The organism is Halobacillus shinanisalinarum (genome assembly GCF_022919835.1).
GTDB lineage: Bacteria > Bacillota > Bacilli > Bacillales > Halobacillaceae > Halobacillus_A > Halobacillus_A shinanisalinarum.
The window spans coordinates 3,713,178-3,737,885 of record NZ_CP095074.1 but is presented as its reverse complement, the minus strand read 5'-3'; the positions used below and the strand labels follow the sequence as shown (position 1 = coordinate 3,737,885).

At 42.8% G+C, this 24,708-nt stretch carries 16 protein-coding genes, 4 pseudogenes and 1 riboswitch; of the genes and pseudogenes, 6 read left to right on the top strand and 14 right to left on the bottom strand.

What is annotated here, in order from left to right; translation table 11 throughout:
- Positions 1-46 precede the first annotated feature (46 nt).
- Complete coding sequence (locus tag MUO14_RS18400) at positions 47-229, bottom strand: CsbD family protein (protein ID WP_244752023.1); 183 nt, start codon at positions 227-229, stop codon at positions 47-49.
- A gap of 184 nt (positions 230-413) precedes the next feature.
- A riboswitch (TPP riboswitch) is annotated at positions 414-525 on the top strand.
- 131 nt (positions 526-656) lie between these two features.
- On the opposite strand from MUO14_RS18400, the gene MUO14_RS18395 reads away from it, so the two are divergent.
- The 6 genes and pseudogenes from MUO14_RS18395 (at position 657) to MUO14_RS18370 (ending at position 4,932) form a co-directional block, all read left to right on the top strand.
- On the top strand, positions 657-1,655 hold the full coding sequence (locus tag MUO14_RS18395; protein ID WP_244752022.1) for an ABC transporter substrate-binding protein: 999 nt from the start codon (positions 657-659) through the stop codon (positions 1,653-1,655).
- A 100-nt stretch (positions 1,656-1,755) separates the two neighbouring features.
- The gene (locus MUO14_RS18390; RefSeq protein ID WP_244752021.1) at positions 1,756-2,046 is read left to right on the top strand and encodes a thiamine-binding protein; all 291 of its coding nucleotides are present in this window, start codon (positions 1,756-1,758) and stop codon (positions 2,044-2,046) included.
- Positions 2,046-2,819 carry an ABC transporter permease gene (locus MUO14_RS18385; RefSeq protein WP_244752020.1) on the top strand — a complete coding sequence of 258 codons (774 nt, stop codon included), beginning with the start codon at positions 2,046-2,048 and terminating at the stop codon, positions 2,817-2,819. The genes MUO14_RS18390 and MUO14_RS18385 overlap by 1 nt, the downstream gene beginning before the upstream one ends.
- A pseudogene (locus tag MUO14_RS18380) lies at positions 2,812-3,545 on the top strand (ABC transporter ATP-binding protein). Before MUO14_RS18385 ends, MUO14_RS18380 begins: the two are co-directional and overlap by 8 nt.
- Positions 3,545-4,345, top strand: a complete 801-nt coding sequence (locus MUO14_RS18375; RefSeq protein WP_244752019.1) for a TatD family hydrolase — start codon at positions 3,545-3,547, stop codon at positions 4,343-4,345. The pseudogene MUO14_RS18380 and the gene MUO14_RS18375 overlap by 1 nt, the downstream one beginning before the upstream one ends.
- An 80-nt stretch (positions 4,346-4,425) precedes the next feature.
- The gene (locus tag MUO14_RS18370) at positions 4,426-4,932 is read left to right on the top strand and encodes a peroxiredoxin family protein (protein WP_244752018.1); all 507 of its coding nucleotides are present in this window, start codon (positions 4,426-4,428) and stop codon (positions 4,930-4,932) included.
- Between the two features lie 380 nt (positions 4,933-5,312).
- On the opposite strand, the gene MUO14_RS18365 is transcribed toward MUO14_RS18370, so the two are convergent.
- The 13 genes and pseudogenes from MUO14_RS18365 to MUO14_RS18305 form a co-directional block, all read right to left on the bottom strand.
- On the bottom strand, positions 5,313-5,966 hold the full coding sequence (locus tag MUO14_RS18365; protein WP_244752017.1) for a GNAT family N-acetyltransferase: 654 nt from the start codon (positions 5,964-5,966) through the stop codon (positions 5,313-5,315).
- 35 nt (positions 5,967-6,001) lie between these two features.
- Entirely contained in the window at positions 6,002-7,432 is a 1,431-nt protein-coding gene (locus tag MUO14_RS18360) for an NAD-dependent succinate-semialdehyde dehydrogenase (protein ID WP_244752016.1), read from the bottom strand.
- A 12-nt stretch (positions 7,433-7,444) separates the two neighbouring features.
- Positions 7,445-8,529: pseudogene (locus MUO14_RS18355) on the bottom strand (C45 family autoproteolytic acyltransferase/hydolase).
- Positions 8,530-8,556: 27 nt separating this feature from the next.
- Positions 8,557-9,942 (bottom strand): aminotransferase family protein, encoded by a 1,386-nt coding sequence (locus MUO14_RS18350; RefSeq protein WP_244752015.1) that lies wholly within the window; start codon positions 9,940-9,942, stop codon positions 8,557-8,559.
- 212 nt (positions 9,943-10,154) lie between these two features.
- A pseudogene (locus MUO14_RS18345) lies at positions 10,155-12,286 on the bottom strand (sigma 54-interacting transcriptional regulator).
- Between the two features lie 152 nt (positions 12,287-12,438).
- Positions 12,439-12,690, bottom strand: a complete 252-nt coding sequence (locus MUO14_RS18340; RefSeq protein WP_244752014.1) for a biotin/lipoyl attachment domain-containing protein — start codon at positions 12,688-12,690, stop codon at positions 12,439-12,441.
- 49 nt (positions 12,691-12,739) lie between these two features.
- The gene (gene nhaC, locus MUO14_RS18335) at positions 12,740-14,209 is read right to left on the bottom strand and encodes a Na+/H+ antiporter NhaC (RefSeq protein WP_244752013.1); all 1,470 of its coding nucleotides are present in this window, start codon (positions 14,207-14,209) and stop codon (positions 12,740-12,742) included.
- A 604-nt stretch (positions 14,210-14,813) separates the two neighbouring features.
- Positions 14,814-16,406 carry a Na+/H+ antiporter NhaC family protein gene (locus MUO14_RS18330; protein ID WP_244752012.1) on the bottom strand — a complete coding sequence of 531 codons (1,593 nt, stop codon included), beginning with the start codon at positions 16,404-16,406 and terminating at the stop codon, positions 14,814-14,816.
- A 143-nt stretch (positions 16,407-16,549) separates the two neighbouring features.
- Positions 16,550-18,052 (bottom strand): aminotransferase class I/II-fold pyridoxal phosphate-dependent enzyme, encoded by a 1,503-nt coding sequence (locus tag MUO14_RS18325; RefSeq protein ID WP_244752011.1) that lies wholly within the window; start codon positions 18,050-18,052, stop codon positions 16,550-16,552.
- A gap of 254 nt (positions 18,053-18,306) precedes the next feature.
- Positions 18,307-19,701: a sigma-54 interaction domain-containing protein gene (locus MUO14_RS18320; RefSeq protein ID WP_244752010.1), complete on the bottom strand. Its 1,395-nt coding sequence runs from the start codon at positions 19,699-19,701 to the stop codon at positions 18,307-18,309.
- 245 nt (positions 19,702-19,946) lie between these two features.
- A pseudogene (locus tag MUO14_RS18315) lies at positions 19,947-21,061 on the bottom strand (CaiB/BaiF CoA transferase family protein).
- Between the two features lie 171 nt (positions 21,062-21,232).
- On the bottom strand, positions 21,233-22,678 hold the full coding sequence (locus MUO14_RS18310; RefSeq protein WP_244755658.1) for an APC family permease: 1,446 nt from the start codon (positions 22,676-22,678) through the stop codon (positions 21,233-21,235).
- Positions 22,679-22,739: 61 nt separating this feature from the next.
- The gene (locus MUO14_RS18305; RefSeq protein ID WP_244752009.1) at positions 22,740-24,089 is read right to left on the bottom strand and encodes an aminotransferase family protein; all 1,350 of its coding nucleotides are present in this window, start codon (positions 24,087-24,089) and stop codon (positions 22,740-22,742) included.
- Between the last annotated feature and the right edge of the window lie 619 nt (positions 24,090-24,708).

Genomic DNA, 24,708 nt, shown 5'->3' with positions numbered 1-24,708 from the left:
GCATTCATGTGCTTATCTTCACACTTAAGAAGTTCATGGCAGCCGGTTATTTTTCTCTACTTTTGTGATCACCTGATGAATTCTGAGCGGATCCCTTTAATTTATCTTTCTTGCCGTCATTCTGCATTATCTGGTTATTCGTTGCGTTTCCTACTTGATCCTTCATTTCGCCTTTTGCCTTACTTACGGCTCCTTTAACTTTATCTGAATAGCCTTTCCCTTTAGTCATTTTCTATCGCCTCCTTGCAATCTATATAAACGTTTTCGAAGTTTATTAAACTTCTTACAGAAAAACTTAATAGGATTTGATTATTTACATTCTTTTATACAATCATTACTTACTATTTCCCCCTTGATAAATACCTTCATCTATGGCACAGTTTAAAAGACAACGTGTTAACTAAAAATGAATAGATTCCATGTAGGGGGACCAGTGCAGCTGGTTGAGATTGTATCCTTTTCAGATACTGACCCTTAGAACCTGATCTGGGTTAAACCAGCGTAGGAAACATATATGAAACGACCTCCGTTTACTAAGATATGCACCCTAGGTATGGTACCAGGGTGCTTTTTTGTGTACCCGGACCCTTGATTCCTGACCCACTTAAAAGTCAGCATTTCCGTTAGCACACGATTAATCTTTTGGAGGGAACGAAATGAAGAAGCTTCTACTATCGATCTTTACCCTGTTTGTATTAACTGCCTGTTCGGGTGGCGAGGAAGAACAGACTGGTGCGTCGTCAAGCGAAAATACAATTCAAGACATTAAACTTGTGCTGGACTGGACACCAAACACAAACCATACAGGGCTTTATGTGGCCAAGGCTAAAGGATATTTTGAAGAACAGGGATTAGATGTCGAAATTATGCTGCCTGGTGAAGCTGGGGCAGACCAACTCGTCGCCTCTGGCCAAGCTGATTTCGGTATTAGTGCCCAGGAAACATTAACAGAGGCCCGTGTTCAGGATATTCCGATTGTCTCTATTGGAGCGATCATTCAACATAATACGTCTGGATTCGCTTCACCAAAGGAGAAAAATATTACATCTCCTGAAGACTTTGAAGGCAAAACATATGGCGGCTGGGGTGCCCCTGTAGAGAAAGCTGTCCTCTCGTCTTTAATGCAAAAAGAAAACGCAGATGTTGAGAAAGTCGACATTATCAATATGGGGAACACAGACTTTTTCACAGCCATCAAGCGAGACGTTGACTTCGCCTGGATCTACTACGGCTGGACAGGTGTTGAGGCAGAACTTCGCGGACAAGAATTGAACATGATGTACTTAACCGATTATTCCGACAAACTAGATTACTATACACCCGTTTTAACAACGAATGAAAAAATGATCGCAGACAGCCCTGAGACCGTGGAAGCGTTTATGGCAGCTGTATCAAAAGGCTATCAATATGCGATTGATCAACCAGACAAGGCTGCTGATATTTTGATAGAATCCGTTCCCGACCTTGATCCTAAACTTGTGAAGGCAAGCCAGAAATGGTTGTCTCCTAAATATCAGGATGATGCAGATCAATGGGGGCAGCAGGATTTAAGTGTTTGGGAGAATTACGCTGAATGGATGTATAACCATGATTTACTTGATAAGAAGTTGAAAGCAAAGGATGCTTTTACGAATGAATTTTTGCCCGAAAAATAAGTGTTAAGCACCTATTTCGAAGACTAATGGAATAAACCGTTGTCCACTAGCTTGCAATCCTAGCAACGCGGCCCCACATTATATAAAGGAGGACGATAAAATGACTAATTCACTAGTAAGTATTCAAATTCTACCTAAGACGAAAGAGGGGGAAGACGTGATTCCATATGTTGATCACGCTATCTCAGTCATTGACGCATCCGGACTGAAATATGAGGTTCACCCACTGGAAACCACGATCGAGGGCAACCTTTCAGAGATTTTACCTTTAATTGAAAAAGTAAATGAGGCGATGGTGGAGAAGGGCTCAACCAATGTCATCTCACAAATTAAAGTACTATACCAACCGATCGGGGCTTCTATGGACTCATTGACGGAGAAATACCGTTGATGAAAAAGCTCATTCATAAAGGATGGAGACCAGCATTGGTCCTCATCCTTTTGCTTATCATTTGGGAAGGAAGCAGTCGTATGTTCGATGTGCCTGAGTGGCTGCTGCCCGCTCCCTCCTTAATCTGGCAGGAAGCCATCAGTGGCTGGTCTCAGTACAGCCATCATCTGTTCTCAACCATTCAACTAACGTTACTAGGGTTCGCTATCGGCTCAAGTTTTGGGTTGCTCGTAGCAATCCTCCTGCATATGATCCCTAAACTAAGGGAAGCCATCTATCCCCTTCTCATTTTATCGCAAAATATTCCGATCATCGTACTTGCTCCGCTGCTAGTGATCTGGTTCGGCTTTGGCTGGCTGCCGAAAGTGATCGTCATCGTGCTCGTCTGCTTCTTCCCAATTGCCGTAGCCACGATGGATGGATTGAGACAAACCAATCAAGAACTCATGCACTATATGAAAATGGCCGGAGCTTCAAAAGCACAGATTTTTCGTAAATTACAATGGCCTCATGCGATTCCGTCGATTTTCTCCGGGTTGAAGATCTCCGCTACGTACAGTGTGATGGGTGCCGTCATTTCCGAATGGCTCGGAGCTAATGAAGGGATTGGTGTGTATATGACACTTGCTTCTTCCTCCTTTCGAACAGACCGCGTATTCGTAGCGATTTGTTTAATCATGGTGTTAAGCTTATTATTATTTGGCATCATTTCCCAGATTGAAAAAGCACTCACCAAATGGCAGTCAAAGGAGGCCGATCAGCAGCATGGCTAAGCTTTCGATCAAACATTTATCAAAAACATTTGGTTCCCAGTCCATCATTGGGACCTATCCCTTACTGTCGATGACGCTGAATTCGTATCGATCTTGGGACCATCTGGCAGCGGAAAGAGTACTCTTTTCCATATGATTGGAGGTCTTTATCCTCCTGATCATGGCGATATCTACCTTGACAATAAGTTGATTACCGGTGAAAAAGGAGCCATCAGCTATATGCCGCAAACCCCCTCCCTTCTTCCTTGGCGAACCATTTTAGATAATGTGCTGCTGGGCGGAGAAATTGTCGGGAGACGCGATTCGGACAGGGCCATGGAGATGATTCAAAAAGCCGGACTGAGCGGATATGAATCAGCTTACCCAAGCCAGTTGTCTGGCGGCATGAAACAGCGTGCTTCCTTTATCAGGAGCCTGCTTAGTCCTCAATCTCTTATCTGTCTGGATGAACCGTTTTCTGCACTCGATGAATTTACGAGACTTGAAATGCAAAAATGGCTGTTGTCCATTTGGGAACAATATAAACGCTCGATTTTATTTGTTACCCACAATATTGAAGAAGCTCTCTTTTTATCTGATCGCATCATCGTACTCTCGGATAAACCCGCTCATGTACAAAAAGAGTACACCATTCCTTTTAAGCGGCCTAGAGAAGAAGCATTAATGCTCAGCCATGAATTCTTGGAATGGAAGAAAACAATTTTCAACGAACTGAGGGAACTTTAGTGAAGCAACCTATCATCGATGCCCACATTCACTTAGATATGTACAGCGAGGAATCACGGAAGAAGATGCTGAAGGAGCTGGAACTTTTCCACGTAGACAGCCTCCTCTCCGTATCTAATCACGCAGAATCCGCACGGAAGAATTTGCAGCTTGCTCAAAAAGACAAAAGAATTAAATCAGCAATTGGCTTTCACCCCGAGCAGGAATTGCCTGACAATAATCAACTTGAGAAGATTTTTACACTTATTAAAAAACATAAAGAAGAAATAGTGGCCATTGGAGAAGTCGGTCTCCCTTACTATTCCCGAAAAAAAGACGCAACCCTATCACTAACGCCTTATATAGAAATGCTTGAACAATTTATAAGGCTTGCCGTCAAGTTGGACAAACCTATCATCCTTCATGCTATTTATGAAGATGCGGATATTGCTTGTGACTTACTAGAAAAATATGCTGTGAGAAAAGCTCATTTCCACTGGTTTAAGGGCTCTGCTGCAACGATTCAACGTTTGATCGAGAATCGCTGCTACATTTCTGTTACACCCGACTGTTTATATGAATTAGAAATTCAGCAGCTTATCGAGCAATATCCTCTCGAGTTAATGATGGTCGAGACAGACGGACCTTGGCCATTTGAAGGGAAATTCAAAGATGAACGAACACATCCAAAAATGATTCATGAATCCATTCGTAAAATAGCTGAGATTAAATCTCTTCCATTGAATGAAATGTATAAGCAGTTGTACCAAAATACAGTCGATTTTTACGGCATTGACAGCAGCTTTACTCTTAAAAATTAACATTGGTCTATCCCGTTGGATTTAACATTGATCAAAAATGGGTATAGATAGGTATAACCTTTAAAATAGGAGGCTCACATATGAGCGTTTTTAAATTAGGAGAAAAAATACCAAATTTTAATTTGCCTGCTGTTTCAGGAGAAGAATATTCATTTGAGGAGTATCGTAATGCTAATGAAGGAAACTGGCATTTACTCGTTTACTTCAGAGGATCATGGTGCCCGGCATGTATGGAAGAATTAAAAGAATTTGAAGAAAGCAAAGGCTATTTCGAAGATAAAAAAATTAAACTAACAACGATCTCAACAGATAATATGGAAAGTCTGAAAAAGATGGTCGATGAGCACGGATTTTCATTTCCAGTGCTGGCTGACGAAGATCTCACTGTATTAGCCCAATACGATGTCCACTATCACGGGGCGGATGATCCGTATGAAGATCACGGCACACACGGGGAGCCAGCCTATTTTTTGACGGATAGCCAAGGAAACCTTCTTTACCAACAGCGGCAAACTAGCCCGTTCGGCCGCCCTCATCCTAAGGAAATCCGAAAAATCATTAAGTATATTAGCGAGAACTTAAAATAGTACAGATTTTGAAATGCTAAGCTAGGACCCGATAAATGGATAATCCGTTTATCGGGTTTTTAATGTTCAAGAGGACCTTTAATCTGGGGTACCATGAGAGAAATGATTCGGGATTCTACCCAAAAGCTAAATGGATTCTATTTCTGACCTAACCTCCCTGATTCTATCAAAAAAGCTGAGAATTCTACCCAAGATCATTAAGATTCCTCCTAAAAACAAGCTGATTCTTCCCTAATAGCAAAAGATTCTGACCAAAACGTTTTTTGACGAAATTACAGAAATAGTCCCTCTCTTTAATTTTGACAATAAAGATGGACCACCGAGTCTCCCCTTTTTTTAAAGAGGAAAACGATACTGATAGGATTCCCTGCTATTATGATCTATCCCAAAGAGTTGTAGTCCTCATTATGCCATTCCATTGATGTCGCATATTCTAAAGATGCATCATCACCCGGCAAGTAACCAGGGATCATTTCATTCAATACGAAACCGTTCTTCATTTGAAACGTCATCACAGGGTCGTAGATGTTTTTCTTCATCACTTGGTCGGCGTACTCCTGCGCCGACATCTGATCGGCATACTTGTGGTAGTATGGAATCCGACCGCCGATGATAATACTTTTCAGATTCAAATCCTTACACAGTTGTTTTCTAGCATCATATAGACGGCGCCCTAGCTTCAATTGTCTGTAATCAGGATGAACACATACTTCAACGCCATAGAGGTTGACCCCGTCTGGATTATGATTACGAATATAGCCATGGTCCGAAATTTCAACATAGGAATGTTTGTCTGTATACTCGTCAAAATTAACGATCAGGCTCGAAGAAGAACCGACGATTTTCCCCTCGAACTCCACAATGATTTGTCCTTCTGGAAAAATTTTAGATTGGCTCGCAAAATGTTCCCGTTTGAACGCTATGTCCGGACCGAAACTGTTATCGGATAGGGCAGCAACTTCATCAAGATCTTCCAGTGTGGTGTTGCGAATGACGATTTTTTTCTCTGACCTATTCAGGTTGATGTTTGACATGAATGTTTTCTCCCCTTTCAAAATTTCTTTCCCTGTCACTCTCCTGTATGAATAGAGACAAACTTCTCTTCCAAATACTCCATCATTCCAGATTTTCCACCTTCTTTGCCTATGCCGCTTTCCTTAATACCGCCAAAAGGTGCTTGAGCAACGATAGGCAAGGGATCATTGATTCCAACGATGCCATACTCCAGTTCACGCATCATCCGGTGGCCCCTGGCCAAGTCTTTCGTGAAACAGTAGGCGGCTAGTCCGTAGCTAGCATGATTGGCTCTCTCAATAATTTCTGCTTCATCTTTAAACGTAAATATCGGTGCCACGGGCCCAAAGGTTTCCTCTTGAGCGATCTTCATTTGATCATGAGCTTGATTGATCACGGTAGGCTCATAGAAATGGCCATTCGGTAAGTTTCCCGTATATCGCTTTCCTCCACAAAGAACAACTCCATTATGCTTACGTGCATCTTCCACATGACTTTCGACTTTCTCCAATGCCTGCTCGTTGATGAGCGGACCGACATCCACACCGTTTTCTATTCCATTACCAACCCTTAACTGTGACACTTTTTCAGCTAATTTTTGGCTGAAATTCTTCGCAATGCTATCAGCGACATAAACACGATTGGTACTGATACACGTTTGACCGGAGTTTTTGAATTTCGTCAGTAAAACACCTTCTACAGCAGCATCGATATTGGCATCCTCAAATACAATCAGCGGTGCATGCCCGCCAAGCTCCATCGAAACCTTTTTAACGGTGTCTGCAGAGTCGCGGAGCAGCTTTTTCCCGACATGGGTCGACCCAGTGAAGGTCAGCTTGCGCACGTCAGGATGCTGGGTCAGTTCAGGTCCGATTTCCTCAGCTTGACCGATGACCAAGTTGGCTACACCCTTCGGAAGCCCGGCTTCATGAAAACATTCAAACACCTTGATGGCCGATATCGGGGTAGAGGGGGCTGGTTTCAATACAACGGTACATCCAGCCGCGATGGCCGGAGCAATCTTACGAGTAATCATCGACGCCGGGAAATTCCATGGCGTGATCGCAGCGGTTACACCAATTGGCTCCCTGAGAACCATCAGCTGTTTGTCAGGATGGGAGGCAGGAACGATTTCTCCATATCCCCTCTTCGCCTCTTCTGCATACCAATCCACGTAGCTGATCGCCCCAAGGACTTCTCTCTTTGCGTCAGGGAAAGGTTTTCCCATCTCAAGTGTGATGGTTTCTGCAATTTCATCCAGCTTTCCCCTCATTTTCGAAGAAACTTGAGCCAAATAATTGCCTCGCTCTTGGCCAGTTACTCTTTTCCATGTCTTGAAGGCTGCTTTCGCTGATTCTATGGCCTCGATCGTCTCCTCACGGCCACCTGCTGCTACTTTGTCGATCAACTCACCTGTTGCCGGGTTCGTTACCTCGATGGTTTTCCCGGAGTTTGCTTGTTTCCATTCTCCATTGACATAAAGCATGTGATCCCCTCCTTACTGTATTTCTTCAAATTGTGCGTCAGACGGATGCCCGACACAAAGAAATACTTTTCTTTCTGATAAATTCATAATGATAGAAAACACTGTTTCCATGCGCCGATGTTCAGGAGCACGCAAGTTTTCATAATGATCGATGGAATTCGGTGTATTGAATTGATCTGCAAGCCATTCCTTAAACGCTGCCTCATTAATTGGTTTTTGCTGGGCAATCTTTGAATCTATTAACTGTTCGGCCCTCTTTTTACGGATCATCGAATCATCGAAGACAAATTCGCTCATGTCTTTAAGATTTTGTTTAAGGTCAGAAGAGACTAAGTGATTGGTATGGACTAACTTACCTTCATTTCCTCCTACCATATCAATCCCAAATGGCGAGACCTCCACGTTCAAGGCCATGCCATTCCCCTCTCCTTCGTCGATTCCAATTAAAAAACTAGCAGCGGCGGCTATTTGGCCACCTTTAATCTTCGAGATGGCTTCATGTAAAGAACTCGAATTCAACACGCTGCGCAACCCAAGATGGATGGGAACTTCACTCGACTTTTTATCTGTCAACAGTGCATTAAAGCAAAGACCGATTCCAGCAGAATTAAAGCCGATTTTCCCGATGATGCCCCCTCGGTCACCATAGTTATCACAGGCTTCGATTGATTGTGAATTTCAAGCAGCAGAAGGCTTTCCTTTTGCTCAGCTTTCCAGTCCCAATTTTGCCCGATGATCGTTTCCATCGTTAACGGGGCTGTCACAGCGATGGCCGTACAACCATCAGAGAAATTTGCTCCTCTATAGTTAGCTAACGCAATTTCACTTCGCGCGTTCAGTGCTAGAATATCTTCAAATTCCACCCCTGCTCCTTCAGCGACCCCCTCCATTTCCTCAATCAGCTGCTTATCGTACTTCTCGATTGCCGGTAGATGCTCACGCGCAATTTCCCTGGCTTCCTCCCAGCTGATGCCTTTATATCCGTGAAACAATTTCTCGTACGTCTCCAAACTTTTCAGCACTTCCGCTTTTCCCTGATTTCCATGCTGCTTGCCTATTTCTCTTGGAGAACCTTGAAGTATCAGCTTCTTAATCATTAATGACGGCTCCTTTCAATGCTAGTTTTAACAAAATTTCTTTTCAAATACAGTGATAGAATCGTCTATAATATTGATCATGTCGTCCATTTGTTGTTTGTTAATGATCAGCGGCGGTGCGATGGCAACAATGTTCCTTCCTACATTTGAGGAAAGTGCTCTTAGGATTAGTTTACGTTTGAAGCACTCTTCCACTACCTCGGCCGACGGATGAATCGATGAGTCGAAGGGGATACCCTTGTCACGGTCGGCATACAGTTCAAAACCGGCTAACAGTCCCAGTGCTCTCGTTTTTGTGACAGTAGGGTGTTTAGCTTTTAGATATTCAAACCCTGCCTTTAGTTCATGTTCCATGTTTTTCGTGTTGGCTACAATTTGGTCACGTTCCAAGATTTCAATATTCTTCAACGCAACCGCACAAGCCGTAGGATGACCGCTGTAAGTGAAGCCATGAGCCAAAACTTGATCATACCGGACGAGCACATCCCGGATACTTTCTTTGATCAGAACGCCGCCTAGCTGAGAGTATCCACTTGAAATCCCTTTGGCCACACTCATCAAATCAGGGACAACATCCCAGTTTTCCACACCGAACATTGTTCCGGTACGTCCGAACCCACAGATTACTTCATCCGCGATAAACAAAATACCATATTCATCACAAAGGTCTCTGACCGCTTCCAAGTAACCTTCCGGAGGAACATGTACGCCACCAGACCCTTGAACAGGCTCGATGATGACAGCAGCAATCGTGTCTGCCCCTTCTTTTTCAACGATATCCCGAATACATCCTTCATAGTTCGGATCACTTTTGTCGCCTCGTTCACAATTCGTCAGATGTGAATTGGCATGGAATACTTCGGATATCTTTGAACCGGAAAACTCATGGAACAATGGGATTGAAGTAGCTGTTTGAGCCGCAATGGTCACCCCATGATAAGCCTGCTTGATACCGATGATCTTTGTTTTTTCAGGCTTTCCTTTCAATGTCCAGTAAAAACGAGATAATTTGAAAGCGGTGTCATTTGCTTCCGAACCGCCAGACGTATAAAAAATGGAATTCAAATCACCAGGAGCCATGGATGCAAGTTTCTCAGCCAACCTGACAGCAGGTTCATTCGAGTATCCGGCAAATGACGAGCTGAACGCCAATTTAGACATTTGTTCTTTCGCTGCTTCAGCAAGTTCTTGCTGACCATGCCCAAGATTGACATTCCAAAGCATCGAAAGTCCATCGATATATTTTTCACCATTCAAATCTTTTACATAGATCCCTTCACCTTCCGAAAAAGTAAGTTTAGGACCTTGATTGACATGGGTTTTAGGAATGGTTGTCGGATGCAGATAGTGTTTCTTATCCAACTCCTCTAACTCTGATTGTTTTGAATTTTTAAAGGATAGTTGATCAGTCATGTATAAAACCTCCAGAATTTATAATTGTTTCACTATTATTTAATGCAAGTTCTATGCCATATTCTTATTCCGTAACATTCCGATTGGATCGGTGATCAGAAAAGTAACCGTCATTCAAATGTTATGAATAAATGCATAGGGTTAGTATAATCCGCATAAAAAAGCTACCCTTCTAAAAAGAAAGGCAACTTCTATATATTAATAAAGGAATACTAATGAAGTGCTTCCCTATCCACTTTTTTCTGGAGGATTTTCTGATACTTGCGGCTTACGGCAGATTGACTGATCTCAAGTGCCTTCGCCGCTTTTGTCGTTGTTTTATATTTTTTCATGGCGAGCATGATCAATTGTTCCTCCACATACTCTTGTGCTTCGTGGTAAGGAAGGATGCCGGTGATCATCGGTTTCGAATGCTTGCTTTCCCCAAACTTCAAGGATTGATTGACGAAATCAGCACTAATGACATCATCATCAGCTGTAACGACAAGCCGTTCTATTAAATTCTGCAGTTCCCTGATGTTCCCAGGCCAATCGTACACTTCCAAAAGATTAAGAGCTTCTGGAGACAGATGATAGCTTTTATTGTATTGCTCATTTAATTGCTGGATGAAATGAAACGCCAATAATGGCACGTCCTCAGGTCTTTCCCTTAAAGGTGGAACTTGAATGGGAATGACATTGATTCGGTAATATAAATCTTCCCGAAACGAGCCTTCCTTCACCATTTTCTCTAAATCCCGGTTTGTTGCAGCAATGATTTGCACATCAATCGGAATAGGCTTCGTGCTGCCAACGGGAGTCACTTCTTTTTCTTGCAAAACCCTTAACAATTTCACCTGAAGCCGCAACGGGATTTCACCGATCTCATCTAAAAACAATATCCCCTTGTCTGCTTGTTCAAAAAAACCAACTTTGCCTTTTGTATCTGCTCCTGTAAAAGCGCCTTTCTTATAACCGAACAGCTCACTTTCCAACAATTCTTCAGAAATGGCCCCACAATTAACTGTCAGAAAAGGTTTTTCCACACGGTGTCCTTCTTTATGAATGGACTTAGCGATCAATTCCTTACCGACGCCGGATTCACCTAGTATCAAAACCGTAGAATCAAAATCGGCTAATTTTTTTGTTTTAACCATGACTTGTTCCATTTGAGGGCTGCAATAAATGATTTTTTTCATAACATGATTGCTATTTTTCAATTTCTCTAATTCTTCTTTGTAGTTTTTAGACATGCGTTTGGTTTCTCTTAATTCAGATTTGAGTTTCTTCGTTTCAGTGATATCCCTTGATGCAACAATGATTCGATGAATGTCACCATTTTCATTGAAAACAGGATTCCCTACAGCCAATACACTTTTCCCCTTTGGTGTCGTTTGAACGACAGAAACTTTCTTCTTCTTATCAAGTACCAGCCTTACGACAGATGGACTGAATACCCCTTGCTTTTCAAATTCAAGCAGGTTTTTCCCGACCATTTCTTTTAAATCAGAAACACCCCAAAAATCGGGAATAAAATTATCGCTGTACCGAAGCAGCTCCCCCTCACGATTCACTACTAAAATTTCGTCATACATCGTAGCTAGGATCGCATTCAAATCGGTATTGAGATCTTTGACATATTCAATTTCCATCGCCATGTCTTCGACCATCGGCAAGTCCTGGACAATAATGATCATCCCATCGACTTGCTTATGATCATTTATAATCGGGCTATAATCGACAAGAACGCCCATTTCGTCGGTAATGTGGAGTTGGTTGAGCAAGGTTTCCCCTGTCGATAATGCTTGGTCTATGTGTGCTTGATTAAATACTTCTCCAGCATCTACATTGATGACTTGTTGGTTGGATGACTTGATCATTTTCAATCCAGATTCATTACAATTAACGATCTTTTTCTCACGATCAACAACGAAAATCCCCATTGGAATGGAAGATAACATCACCTTTAAAAGGTTGATATTATTATCCTGACGAAACAACTCAACAAGAGCATCCTCTCTTCGAATATAGCCGCTATAGTCGTTTTTATCATTTTTAATCAATGTAATATGTTCCCCAAGTATCTGGAAAATGAATGGTAAGGAAGCTGAATGACCAGGCTTTAACTCGCCGACATTACTGATAGGAATGGCATGAAATTGAAGAGATTCAATCGTCAGTTCCGAACCGCCCTTCCCATCGACAGTCAGGTCATCCAAATAAACATAAGCATAAACTTGATTGTCCTTTTTCAGAAATACGAAAGGTTCTCTTATTTCAGCTAGCTGCCGTTTCCAATCTTCTCCCGGGGGTCCACAGATATACAAAAAAGGGGACTTAGTTTATCGCTTATTGTATGATTCATCTATAACGCTCCTTCCCATGGCAATACACCTACCTATTATAGCAAATTTAGAAATTTTCCGGAAAACTCTACGTTTAAATCAGATGTGTCATTCTCAATTAAAAATGGAGAAGATAAAATTTCTCCATCTTCTCCATTACTCCTTCATATTTTTAATCACTGCCACTAACAACAAGGTCTTCTTCAATATAGGCCAGTACCATTCCTGGTATAACTTCCTCGCCTATCTTGACTTCTAATGAGTGGACCGATCCACTCATTCCTGTAGCGACTGTTTTAATAGTGTCCTCATCTGTTCGAACGATAAACAAAGACTCCCATTCATATATTCTACTATTTGACTGAATGCATATCTCTTCAATGATGCCGTGATAAGGGCTTGTAATCATTTCCTTATAGTTCAATTCAATTTACTCCCTCCATTTAGTGTAATCGCTTTCATATATGAGTGTATTAGGCTTCTTCTCTTTTCGCTGCTTGATTGGCAATATCATATTCTGCATGTTGGTCTTGGGCAGCTTCTTTAGATAAGTATTCAATTTTAACATTTGCGTAACCGTATATGACCGCGATAATTGGGCTGATGAGGTTTAAAAAGGCGTAAGGAGCATAGCTAAATGCGGAAATACCTAAGGTTGCAAACATAAACGCCCCGCACGTATTCCAGGGGACCAGCGGAGAAGTCATGGTTCCTGCATCTTCAAGTGTTCTGGATAAATTTTTGGCGTGAAGATTTCGATCTTTATAGGCCTTGGAATACATACGACCGGGTAGAATGATTGATAAATATTGGTCACAGGCAATAATATTTGCTGTAATGCATGTCCCGACTGTAGCGGCAATCAAGCTTCCTGTTTTTTTAGCAAAAGAAAGTAAGGCAACAACAATCGCTTCTAAAATACCAGCTTTCTCTAATATTCCGCCAAAAGACATGGCGATGAGGATCAGAGCGACTGTGTACATCATGCTTTCCATGCCGCCATTGTTCAGTAGATTATCCACGACCTCAATGCCGACCTCTTTTGAAAAACCGTAGTACATCACACTGAGAGCATCTCCCGTGCCCATTCCTTGAAATCCAATGGCAAAGGCCACACCAATGAGTGAGCCGATGGTAAGCCCTGGAATAGCTGGCATCTTCAATATCATCATTAAAATTACGGCTGCTGGACCGATCAACAGCCAGGGTGTGATAACAAAGATGTCGCTCAACTGATTTTGGAGCGTTTGTACTTCAGCGATACTTGATTGGGTTTCTGAAAATTGAAGTCCTAAGATCGTGTAAATAACTAAGGCTATCAATAGCGCCGGAACCGTGGTAAACATCATATGCTTGATATGTTCAAACAACTCTGCCCCTGTTATCCCAGGTGCCATATTAGTTGTTTCTGACAAAGGGGAAACTTTATCTCCAAAGTACACACCTGATATGACGGCGCCTGCCACCATTGCCATGTCAACACCAAGCCCTTGCCCGATACCCATGATGGCAATTCCAATTGTACCGGCCGCTGTCCACGCGTTTCCGGAGGCTAAAGCCACGACACATGAGATCGCACAGGCTGATACTAAGAAATAGCCTGGTGATAATAAATCCAATCCATAGTAAATCATCGTCGGAACAATACCGGCAGCAATCCACGACCCAATGATTGCCCCGATAATCAATAAAATAACGATGGCTTGTAAGGACAGTCTAATCGTATCCAAAAAACTGCTTTCTATGTCTTCCCATGAGTATCCAAGCCCCATAGCGACAATTGCGGCAACAACGCCGCTTAACAGTAAAGGTATGTGTGGATCCAATCCAAACATAGCAATGCCTAAGTAAAGCGCCACAATCATGAATACAATCGGGATCATGGCCACTTTTAAGGATGGCCTTTTAACCGCCTTCTTCACATGATTTCCCTTCAAATTCATCCCTCTCTCCCTGAATATTGTTTCCGCCGTCTCAACGGAAACGTTCACCTTTATCAATTGCAAGTTCCATGCCAACTCCATTTGTTGGTTTATTCGTATAATTCAGACTACTATTTTTAATCTTTTACCCGTATTTGCATAATTTATTTGTTTTATCATAATGAATCAATTTCATAATTGCTCTTTTTAAAACGCCAAAGACTGGCAGAATATACGGCTCTTTTTTCGAAAAGTTCAAACTGGATTCTCTTATCCAGCAGATTTTAGTTTCCGTTTTATAAAGAAGTTGGATCAGTTTCTATCCATGTTGCTTCACATCGCCCCCTTATCCTGGAGACTTAGCTCCGTTACGGTATGAGAGCTCGGGGTGGCTGGGAAACGACTCGTTTTCCTGCGGCCCCACAGGACGTGCCGAACTTAGTCGAACATCCTCTAAACAGCAAGCCTCCTCAGGCGAAGCCTTCCGGGGTCCTTTTTTGCGTTTTGAATCCCTTGGGGCAGAAGAGGCTTAAATTATGAAATTGATTCATAATAGAAAGTAAAAAAAGCTGATTCTCCATCGTTTAGGAAAAATCAGCTTTTCATTCATTATCTAATGGTTACTTTAACCGTGTTTGCTAAGGTTCTCCTCGATAATAGGTTTGACCGTTTTCTTCATATAAAAGACAACCCCGATCAATAGGGCGATCGATGTTGCAAAGCCGAGGATGGTGCTTCCTGTAAAACCGAGTACGAGATAACCAACTACAGCGATGCCCCCGGCTACGATCGCATAAGGTAATTGCGTATTAACGTGATCCATATGGTCGCACCCCGCTCCAGTAGAAGACAGGATGGTCGTATCGGAAATAGGCGAACAGTGATCACCTAACACCGAACCTGCAAGAACCGCTGCAAGCATAGGCAGCATGTAAGAAACATCCGTATTCGCCGCAACCTGCCCAGCAATCGGAAGCATCAAACCGAACGTTCCCCACGAGGTACCGGTTGAAAAGGCCATAAATGCTGCAAAGATAAAGATCAACGCTGGCAATAAACCGAGAGGGATATTCCATGCTTGAACCAATCCCGCCAAGTACGTTCCTGTCTCCAATTCGCTGATGATTGTGGTAATCGTCCATGCAGTAATGAGTATAAAAATCGCTGGGAGCATAGATTTGATCCCACTTTTGAAGCCTAGCCTCCAGTCCTTGAACGAAAACCCTTTCGGCAAAAATACAAGCAAAGTAACGATCAAGCCGGCTAAACCGCCGTATACGAGTGATTTAGCAACAGCTGTATTTTCAAAAATGGCTAAGATCGTTACACTATCACTAGCGACAGCCTGGTACCCCGTGTAGACCATTGCGCTGACCGTGCCGATCAGAAGTGCTATGATCGGCCAAATCAGATCGCTGACTCTGCCTTTATGACTTTCAGGAAGGCTCGTTAAAACTCCGAGTGTATCACCTTCGCCTCTCACTTCACCTGTGTTCATCGCTTTTTCTTCATGCTTTCTCATGAAACCGAAATTAATGTTGAACCAAGCCGTTGCAATCACGAGTAAAATGGCAACAACCGCATATAAGTTCATCGGAATCATATAGAGGAAACCGGTAAACGCACTGTATTCTGTCACTTGATGCGTGACTAGAACCGTTCCAATTAAGCCAATAATATAGGCTCCCCAGCTGGATATCGGTGAAACGACACATATCGGCGCCGCCGTAGAGTCAAGATAGTACGCGAGTTTCGCTCTGGAAATACGGTGACGGTCTGTTAAGGGGCGGCTGACTTGTCCGACAGCCAAAGAGTTAAAATAGTCATCAATAAATACGATAATTCCCAGGAAAACGGTTAATAATTGAGCACCTTTACGCGATTTCACACGCTTGATTGCCCAGTCACCAAACGCTCGTGTGCCGCCAGCCATAGAAATGAAGGCTGTCATCATTCCTAAAATCAATAGGAATAACAAGATGAAAATGTTCCACGTGTTAAACTCCCACGTGGATTCGTTCACGGTCACAAAAATATCACGAACCGTATTGAATATTTTGGCAATGGCTCCTGCGAAATCAAATTGATGAAGCATCAGGGCACCAAGAAAAATCCCTAGGCCAAGCGACAAGAGTACTCGGCGGGTGAGGATGACCATGACAATAGCTAACAATGGTGGAATTAACGAAAACACTGAATTAACATATTCACTCTCCATGTGTCGATCTCCTCCTTATTAAAATAGTTGTGTCTTCTCATATGATCAGCCCCCTCCCTTACTCTGTATTACTAATTTATTCAAGAGCGTCCAAGTTCATTTCGGGGGCTGAGAATATTCCAATCAAGGTTAACCTGTTCAGACTAGCAAAGGACATATAAGGATTTCATCGTTTCGTCGGAAGGACCTTGGAAATATGCCCCCATTTCTTTAAGCTGGCGAATCGTTTTTACGTGATTAGCTGTGATCTTCTCCCCAGGCGTCAATAAAGGGATGCCAGGTGGATAGGGGAGAACCATCTCTCCGCAGATAGCTCCAATTGCTTCTTGTAAAGCAGCCCGCTTACGAGGCTTGTGAAAAGCCTCATGCAACGATAATGCTGGCTTATAGAGGGTACCTTCTTCTTCAAAGAGAACCATGTCAGATTTGTCAGGTGGATCAGGCACGGCCATTTTTTGCAGCTTTTCATCCATCTCCTTAATCTTACGGACGACTTTCTCGATGTCTTCCTCCCTTTCATCTATTGAAAATAAGAATCCAACATTCCGAGGATCACAAATTTCCGCTGTGCAATCTAGTTCATAAAACATATCTAATAATTGAAAACCCGAAACGGCATCATTTTTACTTGATATAATCCACTTCAACGGATCTCTATGATCAACCTGCTGGCTTCCTTCCCAAATGGAAAGGGCTTGTAATTCAGAGGCTAGAGCCGCCCGCTTCGTGTCTAAACGTTTTACCGTCTCTTTTATTTGCGCTCGCCCCTTTGTCACTAAATAGCGTCTTGCAAGATCTAAAGAGGCTAGCAGCGGGTAGGAAGGACTCGTTGATTGAATCATTCCGAGCACTTGCGCTAGTCTTTCGCGGAAAACCATGTTTCCTTTTACATGAAGCATCGAAGCCATGGTCATCGCTGTTAACATTTTGTGTGTGGACTGGACTACGAGATCCGCTCCTTGAGATAGAGCTGAAGGAGGAACCTCTGCTGCTTGCCCGAAATGAGGGCCATGAGCTTCGTCCACAACGAGAGGCACCCCTGCTTGATGACAAGCGTTTGCTAAGGAAGTGATGTCCTGACTCATTCCATAGTAATTCGGATTGGTTATCCATACCCCCTTCACATCGGGGTTTTCCTTTAATGCTTTCTCGATAAAAGAAAGATCCGATACCTTAGCCACTTTTGTTGTAGGTTCCATCGATGGAGCGATAAAAATAGGATGAGCACCGGCTACCATGAGGCCATGGAAGACAGATTTATGCATATTGCGCTGAACGATAATTTTGTCACCTGGGCTGCATAGGGTAAGTGCAACTCCTATATTTCCTATCGTACTTCCTCCCACAAGAAAGAACGTATGATCGGCTCCAAAGGCATCAGCCGCTAAGGTTTGTGCTTCAGCGATAAAGTTCGTCGGATGATGTAAACCATCAATCCCCACTGATTCAGTGGCATCAATCTTTAATATGCTTGAAAAGCGGCCTAGGGCTTCTTCGTCAAACACACGTCCATCCTTATGTCCTGGAACATGTAACGACGTACGTTGACTCCTTTCATACAAGCAAAGCGCCTCATATAGCGGGGCAGCGCTATGATCCATTGTTGAATGAAGTTGTTCTTGATGTGTTGTAGCTTTAAAAACCATTACATCCTCTCCTTCTCCTAACATCATTTGCGAAGTCCCCACACGTCCTTTTTCTGAAACATCATCTGAACGTATGCAGATGTATTAACTCTCTCACTGTTTTAGTAAAGCAAGATGCGTGCCAAAACTTTGTTTTATTTATAGAAACCCCTACAACACACTGAAAATTGGGTTAATTTAAACTATTCACACTTCACTCTATAGGTGATTTTGAATAGAAAAACACGAAAAACCGCCGAATTTTCGGCGGTTTTTTAAGATAGCTTTAATTTATTGGATTTATATTGTAAGGTTTGCCGTGGAATCTCCAACAAATTAGCTGCTTGTTGAATGTTTCCATTGGTTTCCTTCAACGCCTGGGTAATTAATCGTTCTTCGGTTTCCATTAATACTTTTCGCAGTGGTTGTAAGGGCGGTTGTTTCGTCCTTTTTAATGAGGAATAACTGTCAATGATATGAGGCGGCAAATGTTCCGTTAAGATCCGGTCCCCATCGACCATGTTCATGGCTGATTCGATCGCGTGCTCTAATTCACGGACGTTGCCTGGCCATTCATAAAGGTGAAAGATTTCCTTCACTTCCTCTTCCACCTTTGTAACAAGCTTTCCGAATTGAAAATTATATTTTTGTACAAAGTGATCAATTAAGAGCGGAATATCGCCCTTCCTATCCTTAAGCTGAGGAATGTGCAGGTGAATAACATTTAAACGAAAGTACAAATCAGAACGCAGCTTCTTTTCACGGACACAAGTTTCTGGCGGCTCGTTCATCGCGGCAATGATTCGAAGGTTCAAGGTAATTTCCTTCGTTCCGCCGACTCTTCGTATCACTCCATTCTGCAGCACCCTCAATAGCTTGGCTTGAATATCCAACGGCATGCTGCTTAGTTCATCTAAAAATAAGGTCCCCCCGTCAGCCAGTTCAAACAAACCCGGCCGGTCCGTTGCGCCGGTGTAGCTCCCTTTGGTAGTCCCAAATAAAATACTTTCAAGCAACGACGAAGGGATCGCCGCGCAGTTCTGAGCAATAAAAGGCCTCTTGCAACGAGGTGAAGCGTTGTGAATGGATTGTACAAGCAATTCTTTTCCTGTCCCTGTTTCACCATAAATTAAGATCGGTGAAGTAGTACATGCCACCTTTAACGCTTTTGATTTCAGTTCGTTAAAGGTAGGGTCGTTTGTAATCATATCCGTCATATGATAAGTAGCTCCTGTATTTCGGTTAGGAGATTTTTTTTGATTGTTCGTTGTCTCTATCTTTGCCTGTAAATCAAGCAGCTTTTCCGAAAGATGTTTAATTTTCGTTAAGTCTTTGGCAATTTCTACAGCCCCGACTAATTTCCTGTTGACCTTAATAGGCAAAGTGGTGTTCACGGTATCCACTAAGACTCCGCGAATATTACGGTATGATTGATGTTGATTATAAATAGGTTCTCCGGTTTGACAAACCTTCATTAATGTACTTGTTTCTGTAGACAAGGAAGGGAAATTATCTAATAAAAGTTTCCCTAATACTTCTTTTCTCTCTAAGCCATCAAGCTTGGATGCAATATGATTATAAAAAATAGTGACTCCATTTTCGTCAACTGCATGAATGCCTTCATCAATACTGCTTAAAATGGCCTGCAGCATTTCTTTCGCATTTGCCATCTACATCCCCCTGTTACTAGTTAGGAAAAACGCAAGCACCCTGGCTGAATCCTGCGAGTCTAAAGCGCTGAATTTTCGTCACGTTGCCGCCGAATTTTCGGCATCATCGTAGTTTGGATGAATGATGACTGTGGACTAACAGGAAATAGTTTCTATCCATTCCATCTCAGTGTAAGTCATGTAAAGAATTAATGGCGCTCCAAAACGGGCAATAGTTCTAGGGCTCCCAACCAGTCGTACCAAACTTATATGGCCCCCTTTTCCTTGAGTTCATGAATCTCATCGTCTGACAACCCATATTCCTTTAATAAATCAACGGTGTGTTCCCCGAGAATAGGAGGATGTGATTTTGCTTCGATATTTGTATTCCTGAATTTAATCGGGTTTCGAACTGTCCTTACTTCCCCAAGAGTAGGATGATCACTTACCTGCACCATATCACGCGCTTTTACTTGCGGATGATCAAACACCTGCTTCACATTGTTTACAGGTCCACACGGGATGTCACTGGAAGACAGTAATTGTTCCCACTCATCTGCCCCCTTTTTCAAAAACTCTTTCTCTAACTGGTTCCTTAATTCCTGCCTGTTTTCGATACGATTGGCATTTGTTTTAAAACGACCGTCTTCCTTCCACTCTGGATGACCCATCACGTCTGCCATGTTATAAAACATACGATCATTTCCAGCCGCTACCATAATTGGCTTATCGGCACATTTAAACGTCTCGTATGGGGTAATGTTTCCGTGAGCATTTCCCATTCTTTTTGACACATGCCCTTTTAAAAGATAGCTGCTTGAAATGTTTCCGAGCGAGGCTACTTGAATGTCGAGGAGCGACAAATCAATGCGTTCGCCTTCCCCACTCATATCACGCTTTCTCAAAGCTGCTAGAACACTGATCGCAACATAATGAGACGTCATAATATCAACGACTGGTGTTCCGACCCGTGTGGCCTCAGAATCTGACTCCCCGGTAACATCCATGAGTCCTCCCACCGCTTGAATAACGGGATCGTAGCCAGGGAGGTGTTTATAAGGGCCAGTCTGTCCGTATCCTGTGACAGAACAAAGAATGAGATCTTCATTTTCTTGTTTGAGCACTTCATATCCTAATCCAAGACGATCCATCGTCCCCGTTTTAAAATTTTCAATAACTACATCCGCCTGAGCTGCCATTTTTTTAAAAAGAGCTTTTCCCTCTTCCTGCTTTAGATTAATCGTGATCGATTTCTTATTGCGATTCGCAGAAAGATAATAGGTACTTTCTTCTTCAACGAAAGGCCACCAGTGCCGTATGTCGTCCTTTCCCCAGGGGCTTCGACACGTATCACTTCAGCCCCGAGATCAGCGAGCTGCATCGATCCGAGCGGACCAGCCAGCACACGAGATAAATCGAGAATTTTTATTCCTTCCAACGGTAGATTCATTACAAGACACTCCTATTTATAGATTTGCTTTTAAAAAGCTAGTGTTTTTATGCTTTTCCTGCGAGAACAATTCTAGATAGTGCTCGCAAAATGAAAGTTAGTCTACTTTTCATTGACCTGTGTGAGCGTGTCAGGTTCAGAAGTTTGTTGATCAGAATCTTTCATCACACGATCGATCTCTGCTTTCATATGTTGTTCTGAATGGTTTGCACCGTACTTTGAAATAGAAATTTTATAGAGAATGGCACCTAGAACAGCCCATGATAAAATAATGATCCACTCATACGGCCACACGAGTGCAGACGGCATACCCGGCACGTAAAGCACGCAAACCCCAAGCGACAAAAGTGCGGCTATCCAGCCAAGTGTTGTTCCTCCTCGAAGACGAAAAGGCCGATTCATTTCGGGGCTCTTTTTACGGAGAATAATAAAGGATATCGCTACCATTAACCAGGCCACAACCAAGCCGAGACCGCCAGCATTGACTAACCATACGAGGGATGGCCTCCCGAATAACGGTGCGATCGTTGATAGAACTCCTATCGATAGAATAGCTTTATACGGCGTGTTATATTTTGGGTGCAGTTCACTTAAGGCCTTAGGAAGCATTCCAGCTTTCGCAAGTGCATAAACAGCACGGCTCCCTCCTACATAAAAGCCGATCCAACTTGTCAAAATGCCTCCGATCCCGCCTAGGACGAGAATATTTCCCATCATCGGGCTGCCTCCAAAGGCTGTGGCCATCGCATCAGCTGTCACTAATTCTGATCCATTGATAGCGGCTGGGTTCAACACACGTGACACGCCAAAAATAATTAGAATATACCAAACCACTGCTAGAATGACAGACAAGATTAATAGCTGCCCAATCTTCTTACGTGGAAGATTGATCTCTTCAGCTGCCTGTGGAATCACATCAAATCCAACAAACATAAATGGAGTCATAATGATAACGGTTAATAATCCAGCCATCCCCTGATCGAATAGCGGCTGCATGTTTTGCACGTTACCCGCTGCTGTGCCGCCCGTGATCAATAAAATTCCGGCTATAATAATCAATAAAGTTAAAATGAACGTAATCGATGTGGTCAATTTAATTCCGCGATAATTAATCCAAGCTACAAGAATCGAACCTGCAATCCCTACTCCCGCCCATGTAGCCGTAACATCCCAATCTGCTATGGTATAGAGGTACCCCTGACTATAACCTGAAACAAGGTACTCAAATACGGTCGGAAGAGCCACCGCTTCAAAGGCTACAACTGATACATAACCAAGAATAATCGACCACGTTGTGATAAAGGATGCCACCCTCCCCATCGCCTTAAAACTGTAGACATGCTCTCCCCCAGTGAGCGGGAGGGCTGAAGCTAGTTCAGCATACGTGAGACCGACGAATGTAACAAGAAGACCGCCAATCGCAAAGGCAAGGATCGCACCGAGCGACCCTGCTTCCGTAATCCAAAGGCCTGCGGTGACTACCCAGCCCCACCCAATCATGGCACCAAAAGCAAGAGCGAGAACGTCCTTATTCCCAAGCACCTTCATTAGTTTTTGATCAGTAATGGTGATGACCTCCCATATTGGATATTTGAGCAGACCAACATACTTATTGCGACACGCGGTCACCGAGCTGCTTTTGCACAGCCAATACCGCATCATGCAATTTTTCCAGCAATGTTTGAATTTGAGTTTTATTAATAATCAACGGTGGCGCAAAACAAATAATATCTGTACCTTCGTAGGTCACCGCCCGGCATATGACCCCTCTTTCATGTAGCGCCTCAATCACTTCCGGAGCTACTTTTAAATCAGCAGAAAATCGTTTGTTGGTTTCAGGATCCTCGACCAGTTCCATCGCCCCAAGTAGGCCAGTGGTGCGCACATCGCCAACAATATCCAATTGCTGTTTCATTTGCTTAAACCCTTTTAGCAGTTCATCCCCCATGGCCTGTGAGTTGGCAACCAAGCCTTCCTGTTCAATGATCTCGATATTTTTCAAAGCTACTGCCGCCGCTGTGGGATGGCCGCTATACGTAAAACCGTGGAAGAGCGTGCCCGTTGATTTTTCCTTCAACACGTTATGAATCGGATCTGAGACCACTACACCGCCAAACGGAATATAGCCGCTTGTTACTCCTTTAGCAAACGTCATCATGTCAGGAACCACGCCACAGTGTTCCAAACCAAACATTTTCCCTGTACGTCCAAACCCCGTAATGACCTCATCGGCAATAAACAAAATTCCATATTCGTCACACAGCTGGCGGACTTCTTTAAAATAATCATCAGGTGGAATCAAAACACCGCCCGCACCTTGCACTGGTTCTGCTATAAAAGCGGCGATGTTCTCCCGGCCTTCGCTTTCAATCTTTTCACGAATCGAACGGATTGATTTTTCCGTACCTTGTTCATATGGGGACTCGGCATGGATAAAACCTGGCACCGTTAAATCAGCCATTTCCCAAAACTCAGGAATTCCTGTCGCACTTGTGGACGCGCTAGCTACACCGTGATATCCCTTTTTAAGAGCAATGATTTTATTGCGCTGGGGCTCCCCTTTTAGTTTCCAGAAATGCCGAACCAATTTGAAGGCCGAATCATTGGACTCAGATCCTCCAGACGTAAAAAATACAGCATTTAAGTTGCCCGGAGAGATCGCTGCGATTTTTTCTGCCAACTGAATAGCCGGTTCATGACTAAAGGTTGAAAACGCCGAGCTGAAAGCCAACGTTTCCATTTGTTGTTTGGCCGCTTCAGCCAGTTCTTTTCTTCCATGACCAATATTGACATTCCATAAGGAGGACATGGCATCTATAAAAGTCTTTCCGTTAAAGTCTTTTAGATAAATACCATCTCCTTCCTTAATAATAGATTTTGCTCCTTGTTCCTGTTGCTGTTTAATGGAAGAAGTAGGGTGAATAAAATGCTTTTTGTCCAAATCAATTAATTGTTTCAAAGTAATTCCTCCTTCAATAGATTAATGTGCTCCCATAGTGAGGGATTCTTTCACAAATTTACTGAAATCGCTTTCTATGCATTTGAGAAAAATACCTGGGACTTGTTTGTGGAAAGTAAAAAGCCAGCTATATCGACAGAGAAATCCACAAAGAAGTCCCGTCTATATAACTGGCTCTAATCTAAGGTTTGCTCTACTTCTTAGGTAGAGTCTGTTAGATTTGACAGTTAATTATTAGTTTAAAGCTATATTAACAATAATTTGAAATGGGTGTCAACATGAATTTCTGAAGTTTCAAAATTATTTGTACTCAATACATATTATACTATAAAGCCGCTTTCCTTATGAGTTTTTTTTATAAAACAGAGGCCAAGCTGCGAAAGACCAACTACCTGATAACGATAATAGGTTTCTCTCCAAAAGTTGAATGATTCTGCCCAAACGAACTGTGATTCTTCCCAGAAAACGAGGATTCTACCGAAAATCATTAGGATTCTGTCCAAAACCAGAACAATTCTACCCAAATGACAACAGATTCTGCCCAAACCACTTTTTAGCTTTTCCAGACTTTTAAAATAAAATTGTTGAATTTTCGTAACATTGGTAAAATACTAGAGTA